The sequence below is a fragment of the Paenibacillus terrigena DSM 21567 genome (assembly GCF_000374845.1).
Taxonomy (GTDB): domain Bacteria; phylum Bacillota; class Bacilli; order Paenibacillales; family Paenibacillaceae; genus Paenibacillus_K; species Paenibacillus_K terrigena.
Genome location: NZ_KB895443.1, coordinates 1 through 6,552 on the forward strand (window position 1 = coordinate 1; position 6,552 = coordinate 6,552).

Consider the following 6,552-nt stretch of genomic DNA (forward strand, 5'->3'; position numbering starts at 1 on the left):
ATACTAACGTATTCTTCTAATTACTCTTTCAACAATTAAAAATAACAATGACCCTACAATTCCAATTTCATAAAACATGATCATCTCTTTTTCAAAAAGTCTACTATAGCGTTCTCTTCTAGATATTGCATAGAAAATAATTGTTGATACTACTCCACTGAAAACATATAAGAAGGCCAATAATAGTGTTCTCTTGAACTTACTTATCATTTTTATCCTTGAGAAATACATATCAATTAAGATTGATACTGGAACTCCGATCACTGAATAGATAATCACAAAAATTACTGAACAAAATAGACTAATGGACCAAAAATCCTCATATCCAAAAAAGATAAGAGCGCAGCCAATGGCCATAATAATACTTGAAATTAAAGATGTTAATAGTTTCACTATCACTCTTTTCTTCATTGATGAACCTCACTATATTTTTTATAAAATAATATGCCGATTTCCTATAACGTCTTATTCACGAACTTCGTAAACAATTCCATATGTAGGGTATTCGCGAAACTTTTGAACTATCCTGCCCGTTAGCGTAACACGGCTGCCGATTTATGCATGCAACCGCGTTTTAGTTATTTATCAAACTAAAGTTTTCCGTTAACAATATCTTTTTTTAAAAATTCTTTGACAAAAGTGACTCTATGATAATCGGTTTTAAAAAAATCTTTCTCGTATTTAATCATTTCAAAGCCAATGTTCCTGTAAAACAACAGCGTGGCTTCATTTCCAACATGCCCTAATGTATAAAGGATAACTTGCTTATTGCCAAACTCACTTATTTTGTTGAAAATTTGCTTAATCAAGGCATTCCCAATACCTTGACGTTGATAGTTTTTTGATACAGCAACACCTACTATTTCGTATAACCCAATTTCATCATTAAAAATATATCCTGCATGACCGATTACTTCACCAGTATTTGCTAAAGTCACATAGTATCCACAAAGTTCATAATCCTGTACTGTCAAAAATGTTTTCCACCGCGGGGGGTATTTCTCTATGATAAAGTTTGGGAATTGAAGAGGGTGCTCAGTCATGATTTCTTCAACATGAACTTGGTAGTTTTTCTCCAATGCTCGAATAATCAATATAGTTCCCTCCTTGTAGAATAATATGGATAATCCATCTTTTCTTGAACTTGTCGAACAACATTTTCGTTGGTTAGCGATTCTATGAAATATAGACCCAAATCAATTGAAGCCGATACTCCTCCGCCTGTAAAAATATTTCCATCCCTTACGAAACGCTCCTTAACAACTTCGGAGCAATAAGGTGCTAATAGTTCATAAGCAGATGGATTTGTTGTCGCTTTCTTCTCATTTAAAAAACCAGCTGCACCCAAAATCAAAGCCCCTGTGCACACAGACACCTTGTATTCAACATCTCGTGCAGTCTGAATCCATGAAATAAAATCGGTATCGTATCTAAGTTGTCTTGTTGATAACCCTCCAGGGATAAATATCAAATTATAGATTGATAGATCAGAGGAGACATGGTTAATTTTTATAGTCAAACCTCGATCATCCGTGATTTGCTCTTTATTCGAACAAAAATCCCATGATACATTTTCTTTTGCTTTTAGAATCCCCATCCATGTTACAGCTTCATAAAAACCAACAAAATCTAACGTAGTCATCTCGTCAAACAGAATGTAAGCCATCTTCATTATGAGCACCTGACCTTTCATCATGTGAAATAAAAAAAGTATCTGATCTAAGATCAAATACTTTGCCCAGGCGTACGGCGATATGAATATGTGCTCCCTCGTGGTTATCCACGTTTACGCCAGTTACACATTCCAGATATTTACTATATTGTATTCAGAAAAATCATATAAATCAATCACGTTTTTGCTTCATTGTGTTAATCTGCCCGTTACTTCAACTAAGCAAAAAGGAGATGCTATAAGCATGCTCCTTAACTCTCGTGTCCCGTTAGTTAAACCTCTTTGAAGAATTAGATGGCAATCTCCATTTTTATTGATGGATGATATTTATAATTTATTAACTCAAAATCATCAATAGTAAAATCATCGAATTTTTTTATTTCTGGATTTATCCAAAGTTCAGGTGCAGGATATGCATCTCGTTGAATCTGTTGTTTCAATGGGTCAATATGTCTCTCATAAATATGAGCATCATTAATATTTAGCGTAAGTGTTCCTAATTTATATCCAGTAACTTGAGATATCATTCGCTGTAAAACGTAATATTGGAATACATTAAATGGGTTTCCTAAACCAATGTCATTCGACCTTGCGTTGACAACTAAATGAAGAACTCCTTGTTTTATAAGCCATTGATTATTCCAAACACAAGGATATAGCTCCATTTGGTCAAGATCATCAATATTCCAAAGCGATATTACATGCCTTCTTGAAGCAGGATTATTCATTAGTTGATCAATTAGATTATGAACTTGGTTAGTGATCTTACCTTTGATCATTATTGGCTTACCCAACTGATAGCCATATGCTTTACCTATATTATTATTAGTATTTGTCCACTCTCTCCATATTTTTACGTTGTTTTCATCCAGATAGGTGCAATCACTTGTTCTTTTTACATAAAACCACAATAGTTCGTGTATTGCTGATTTCCATGGCACTCTTTTTGTTGTAAGTATAGGGACCTCACAATTATCAAATTTTAACTGCTTTGAAATCAAACTTTTTGTGTAGGCTGGAGTACCATCCGACCAAGTTGTTCTAACGTCATGGTCTTTGTCCCAATCTCCAAGTTCAAGAATTTCATTTACTAATTGATTATATATCCCATCAGCCTTACCCATCTACTGTACCTCCAAATCATAAGCATTGCTTTATAAGATTCAAGGGAGATAATAAATTTCCTTTTTTCATTTAAAACCTAAATGTCCGAATTCAACGTAATTAGCAGATTGACACCATGCTAAACTTAATGGAATAAAGGGCTGCCACTCGGCAAACCTTTTGGTATTGAACTATCGTTCTCCGTTAGTTCAATCGACATTACACGCCGGTTCCGACAGTCAGCAGGGTTATCTGCCTGATCCACTTCTTCGAACCACCTTGGGCAGATAAAGGGGCTAGTCCCCCGCAGCGTAGATACGTTGTTATCCGATGCTGCTGACTTCCTCGATATGACCACCTGATTGATATTTAGTTGATTCGTTATACATCCATACGCCCAAAATACCAATTGCTATGCCCATAACACCTAAATACGGAATAGTTAAAGCTTTAAATCCAAATATCCCACCAATTATTATTAAAATACAAATATACTTAGGAATCACTCCTGCTTTATATGAACTAACACCTACCATAATCCATCCGAGACTAAAAGATAAGAATGTCAATAACGCCCCTACTATTATACTTGAACCTGGATTCGCACTTGCTACTTGAGGCGCTACTTTTGCTACAAATGGTACAGCAAATGCTTCAAACCATACATCACCAGCGACTAATACCGTTCCAAAAAAAGCAAGACCAATGCTTATTACACCTCGTTTCCCTAGCCGATCATATTGATACAAAAATATACCTACTAGACCAATTAACAATGCGAACATGGAAATTAGATTTAACGAACTATAAATATGGTCCCATAAACCAAAATAGGTTTTGTTACTTTGAGCAACTCCGGTCGTCATTCCAATAATTTGTGAACTTACAAGCCCAACTGAAGCGATTATTAAGATTAGACTTATTACCTTAAAAGCATTTTCTTTATTTCTACAATTGTCGGGATACTTCTGTACATCCATTCTTTGATTCCTCCATATTTGATTTTGTTTCAGAAGTTTTAGGATAACGTCTTCTTAATATGTAGGGTATTCGTGAATCTTTTGAACTATCCTGCCCGTTAGCGCAAAACGCGGCTACCGATCTATTCCGGCAGCCGCGTTTTAGTTATTTATAAGCTATAGTGTCCCGTTAGCTTAATCCCCAACGTTCTCGCAACAAGAAATAATATATCAATTGATCTCTTAATTCTTGTTCTCTTACAAAATTAAGTTTTTGAAGTAAATTTATTGATCTGTTGTTTTCTTGCTCTACAGTAGCTTCAATAGTGTCCAAGCTCATCCGTTGGAAGCCAAAATCTATTACGGGCATCAATGCTTCTTGCATAATTCCTTTTCCCCAATATTCTCTTGCTAAATCAAATCCGATTTCTGCACTAGATTGTTCACCCTGAGACCAACAATGGAAACCGCAAGTTCCTATAAACTCAGCATCACTCTTGCTATAAATCCCCCAACGACAACCCGTATCTTCGATGTGAAATCTTATGATTTCTTCAGCCTCGCTTCTATCTTTACAAGGACTTATATCCATGAATCTTGTAACGTTCTCATCTGAAAAATGCTTAAAGACGACTTCCGTGTCGTCTAAAGTCAAATTAGTGAGTTTTAACCTATCTGTCTCAATATCTGGAAATATAAAATTCGAATTTGGCAATTCTTTGGCCTCCAATAAGTAGATTTCGTCTCATTTGCATAATACCACATATTGGAGCTATCCTGCCCATTAGTGAAACGCGGCTGCCGATCGTGCCGGCAGCCGCGTTTTTAATGAAGCTATAGTGTCCCGTTAGCTTAGAAATGGTAGGTCATCAATTCTTCATCAAAGTATTTTCCGTTGCATTGCATTGAGTTAATCTCGATACCATAAGACTTAAAGCCAAGTGTTTCATACAATCTTTTTGCCGCATCATTAAATGTGATAACGCCAAGGTTTATTTGAGACAATCCATTTATCTTTTTTGCTCGATATATCGTTTCATTCAGCAATTTACAACCTATCCCTTGTCCTCTATACTCCTGTGAAACATAAGAACCCCAAATGTTGCCTTTATGATTCAATTTGTTACTTCGCTCTCTAACAAACCCAATCATGCCGATTAGAACATCGTTGTTAAATGCACCTAAAATAAAACTTTCGTTTGTAATTTGAATACGTTCTCTAACCGATTCCAGAGTCGTATTAGAGAAATCCTCATAATTTGCTGAGAATGCTTCTGGATTATTTTTTAGGGCGTTCAATCTTAAATCCCGGAACGACTCCGCATCTTCCGGGGTTAAAACTCTAATCACTATCATTTAAATCCCTCCATCTATGATACAGTCTATTCAAAAATATACCATATTTTCACAGTTGTTGATTGAACTAAACTGCCAGTTAGTTGAGCGAAGATCTGAGCTAATTAAAAACTCCTTCCTTTCGGCAATTTTTTTAAATCTGGAATCAGAGAAGGAGGAAGTTTTACCCAGGGTCGAAGATTACTGGTAAAATAACTGAGAGTAGGCAACGATCAACGAAAAAACTCTACGATTTACAGAAAGCGAGGGACTGGGCATGCTTTACGAGTTGCGCATTTATACCATGCATGAGGGGAGAATGGAAGCGATTCTGCAACGTTTCAGCCAGCATACACTTAGTATTTTCGAGCGGTTGGAAATAAAGGTGTACGATTTCTGGATCGATCAGACGGGGCTTCCGAAGTTGTATTACGTGATGGAATATAAGGATATGGAGGAACGGCAACGGCTGTGGGGTGCATTTCGACAAGACCCGGAATGGCTCGAGGTGAAACGCAAATCCGAGGAAAACGGGCCCATTGTGGAGAAGCTTGAGGAAATATTTATGAATCGGGCCGATTTTTTTATACGATAGTGCGTTTGGCACTTGCCCCTCAACGGGATAATACAGGAACGGAGCTTACAGCCTAGCCGGCGGGCTCCGTTTTTGATTTATGGAGTCGTCTCAGCCGTTATTGCTACTGCCACACATGAGGCGATTATTACCTATCGTGTCCCAATAGCTTAATGGCGTGCTTACTTCTGATGATTGTTGTTCTCATCGCTTATTTTCTTTAAAATGATTTTCACGAATTCAGTCTTATCGTCAGCATATTTGTGCTTATTCCTGCTATTCTGTTTCACCAATTCCCGTTTAAGTTCTTCATATTGCATTCTCGCCATTTCCTTATTGTGTAAAAAATAATCTCTAAATGACAATTGTTCAAGTAAATATCTATTTTCGCTCTCATACATGTGTATTTGATTCTTACGGGTGTACTCCCAATATGATGAATGGATAATATTTTATTAAATAAAGCCTGATGTATTTTCTCTTTTTCTGAGAGGAATTCTATTTCACAATCTACAGTCCAAGGGACTAAAAAACCTTCACTTTTTGGAAATCCCTAACAATAATTTTCAATTTCTATGAATTCGCCAAAGAGTTAGTTTTGATTATAATAAAAGCCAGCCTAGATGGTCTTACCCCCGTCAAGTAAACAGTGAAAAAAAGTCAGATTATGCAACGGCCGTTTCCCGGTACTCAACCGGGGGACGGTTATTTAGTTTTTTCTGAAATCTGTTGTGGTTGTAAAACTCTATGTATTCTTCAATCGCTGTGTAAAGCGAGTCAGCTGTTTTGGGGCGAGTAAGATAGATCTTTTCTGTCTTCAGATGTGAAAAGAAAGACTCTATACATGCGTTATCATGACAGTTTCCACGTCTAGAATGGCTTGCTATCATCCCATACTCCTCTAATCG

General features: G+C 36.6%; 9 protein-coding genes, 1 pseudogene and 1 riboswitch. Of the genes and pseudogenes, 1 reads left to right on the forward strand and 9 read right to left on the reverse strand.

From position 1 onward, the window contains the following. Window positions 1–3: 3 nt before the first annotated feature. The 7 genes from C558_RS0129860 to C558_RS0129890 form a co-directional block, all read right to left on the reverse strand. A complete protein-coding gene (locus C558_RS0129860) occupies window positions 4–411 on the reverse strand; it encodes a hypothetical protein (protein ID WP_018757704.1) in 408 nt (135 codons plus the stop codon). Window positions 412–590: 179 nt separating this feature from the next. Further along, on the reverse strand, window positions 591–1,094 hold the full coding sequence (locus C558_RS0129865; protein WP_018759959.1) for a GNAT family N-acetyltransferase: 504 nt from the start codon (window positions 1,092–1,094) through the stop codon (window positions 591–593). Continuing rightward, entirely contained in the window at window positions 1,091–1,672 is a 582-nt protein-coding gene (locus C558_RS0129870; RefSeq protein ID WP_018759960.1) for a DJ-1/PfpI family protein, read from the reverse strand. The genes C558_RS0129865 and C558_RS0129870 overlap by 4 nt, the downstream gene beginning before the upstream one ends. Before the next feature lie 57 nt (window positions 1,673–1,729). Continuing rightward, window positions 1,730–1,809: riboswitch (ZMP/ZTP riboswitch) on the reverse strand. 153 nt (window positions 1,810–1,962) lie between these two features. Beyond that, window positions 1,963–2,796 carry a thymidylate synthase gene (thyA, locus tag C558_RS0129875; protein ID WP_018759961.1) on the reverse strand — a complete coding sequence of 278 codons (834 nt, stop codon included), beginning with the start codon at window positions 2,794–2,796 and terminating at the stop codon, window positions 1,963–1,965. A gap of 303 nt (window positions 2,797–3,099) precedes the next feature. Continuing rightward, window positions 3,100–3,756 carry a hypothetical protein gene (locus C558_RS0129880; RefSeq protein WP_018759962.1) on the reverse strand — a complete coding sequence of 219 codons (657 nt, stop codon included), beginning with the start codon at window positions 3,754–3,756 and terminating at the stop codon, window positions 3,100–3,102. A 169-nt stretch (window positions 3,757–3,925) separates the two neighbouring features. Then, window positions 3,926–4,450: a GNAT family N-acetyltransferase gene (locus C558_RS0129885; protein WP_018759963.1), complete on the reverse strand. Its 525-nt coding sequence runs from the start codon at window positions 4,448–4,450 to the stop codon at window positions 3,926–3,928. 137 nt (window positions 4,451–4,587) lie between these two features. Then, the gene (locus C558_RS0129890; RefSeq protein WP_018759964.1) at window positions 4,588–5,091 is read right to left on the reverse strand and encodes a GNAT family N-acetyltransferase; all 504 of its coding nucleotides are present in this window, start codon (window positions 5,089–5,091) and stop codon (window positions 4,588–4,590) included. Window positions 5,092–5,347: 256 nt separating this feature from the next. Between C558_RS0129890 and C558_RS0129895 the strand changes: the two genes are divergently transcribed. Continuing rightward, entirely contained in the window at window positions 5,348–5,665 is a 318-nt protein-coding gene (locus tag C558_RS0129895; RefSeq protein WP_018759965.1) for an NIPSNAP family protein, read from the forward strand. A 161-nt stretch (window positions 5,666–5,826) separates the two neighbouring features. On the opposite strand, the pseudogene C558_RS0129900 reads toward C558_RS0129895, so the two are convergent. Together C558_RS0129900 and C558_RS33530 are read right to left on the reverse strand one after the other, a co-directional pair. After that, window positions 5,827–6,146 (reverse strand): annotated as a pseudogene (locus tag C558_RS0129900) (GrpB family protein). Between the two features lie 163 nt (window positions 6,147–6,309). Beyond that, window positions 6,310–6,552: IS3 family transposase (locus C558_RS33530; RefSeq protein ID WP_018759951.1), on the reverse strand; the 243-nt coding region annotated here is incomplete at its 5' end.

What these genes read in the sequence shown, in the direction of transcription:
- C558_RS0129860 (WP_018757704.1), bottom strand. Translation starts at nt 411, where the DNA reads ATGAAGAAAAGAGTGATAGTGAAACTATTAACATCTTTAATTTCAAGT.
- C558_RS0129870 (WP_018759960.1), bottom strand. Translation starts at nt 1,672, where the DNA reads ATGAAGATGGCTTACATTCTGTTTGACGAGATGACTACGTTAGATTTT.
- thyA (WP_018759961.1), bottom strand. Translation starts at nt 2,796, where the DNA reads ATGGGTAAGGCTGATGGGATATATAATCAATTAGTAAATGAAATTCTT.
- C558_RS0129880 (WP_018759962.1), bottom strand. Translation starts at nt 3,756, where the DNA reads ATGGATGTACAGAAGTATCCCGACAATTGTAGAAATAAAGAAAATGCT.
- C558_RS0129890 (WP_018759964.1), bottom strand. Translation starts at nt 5,091, where the DNA reads ATGATAGTGATTAGAGTTTTAACCCCGGAAGATGCGGAGTCGTTCCGG.
- C558_RS0129895 (WP_018759965.1), top strand. Translation starts at nt 5,348, where the DNA reads ATGCTTTACGAGTTGCGCATTTATACCATGCATGAGGGGAGAATGGAA.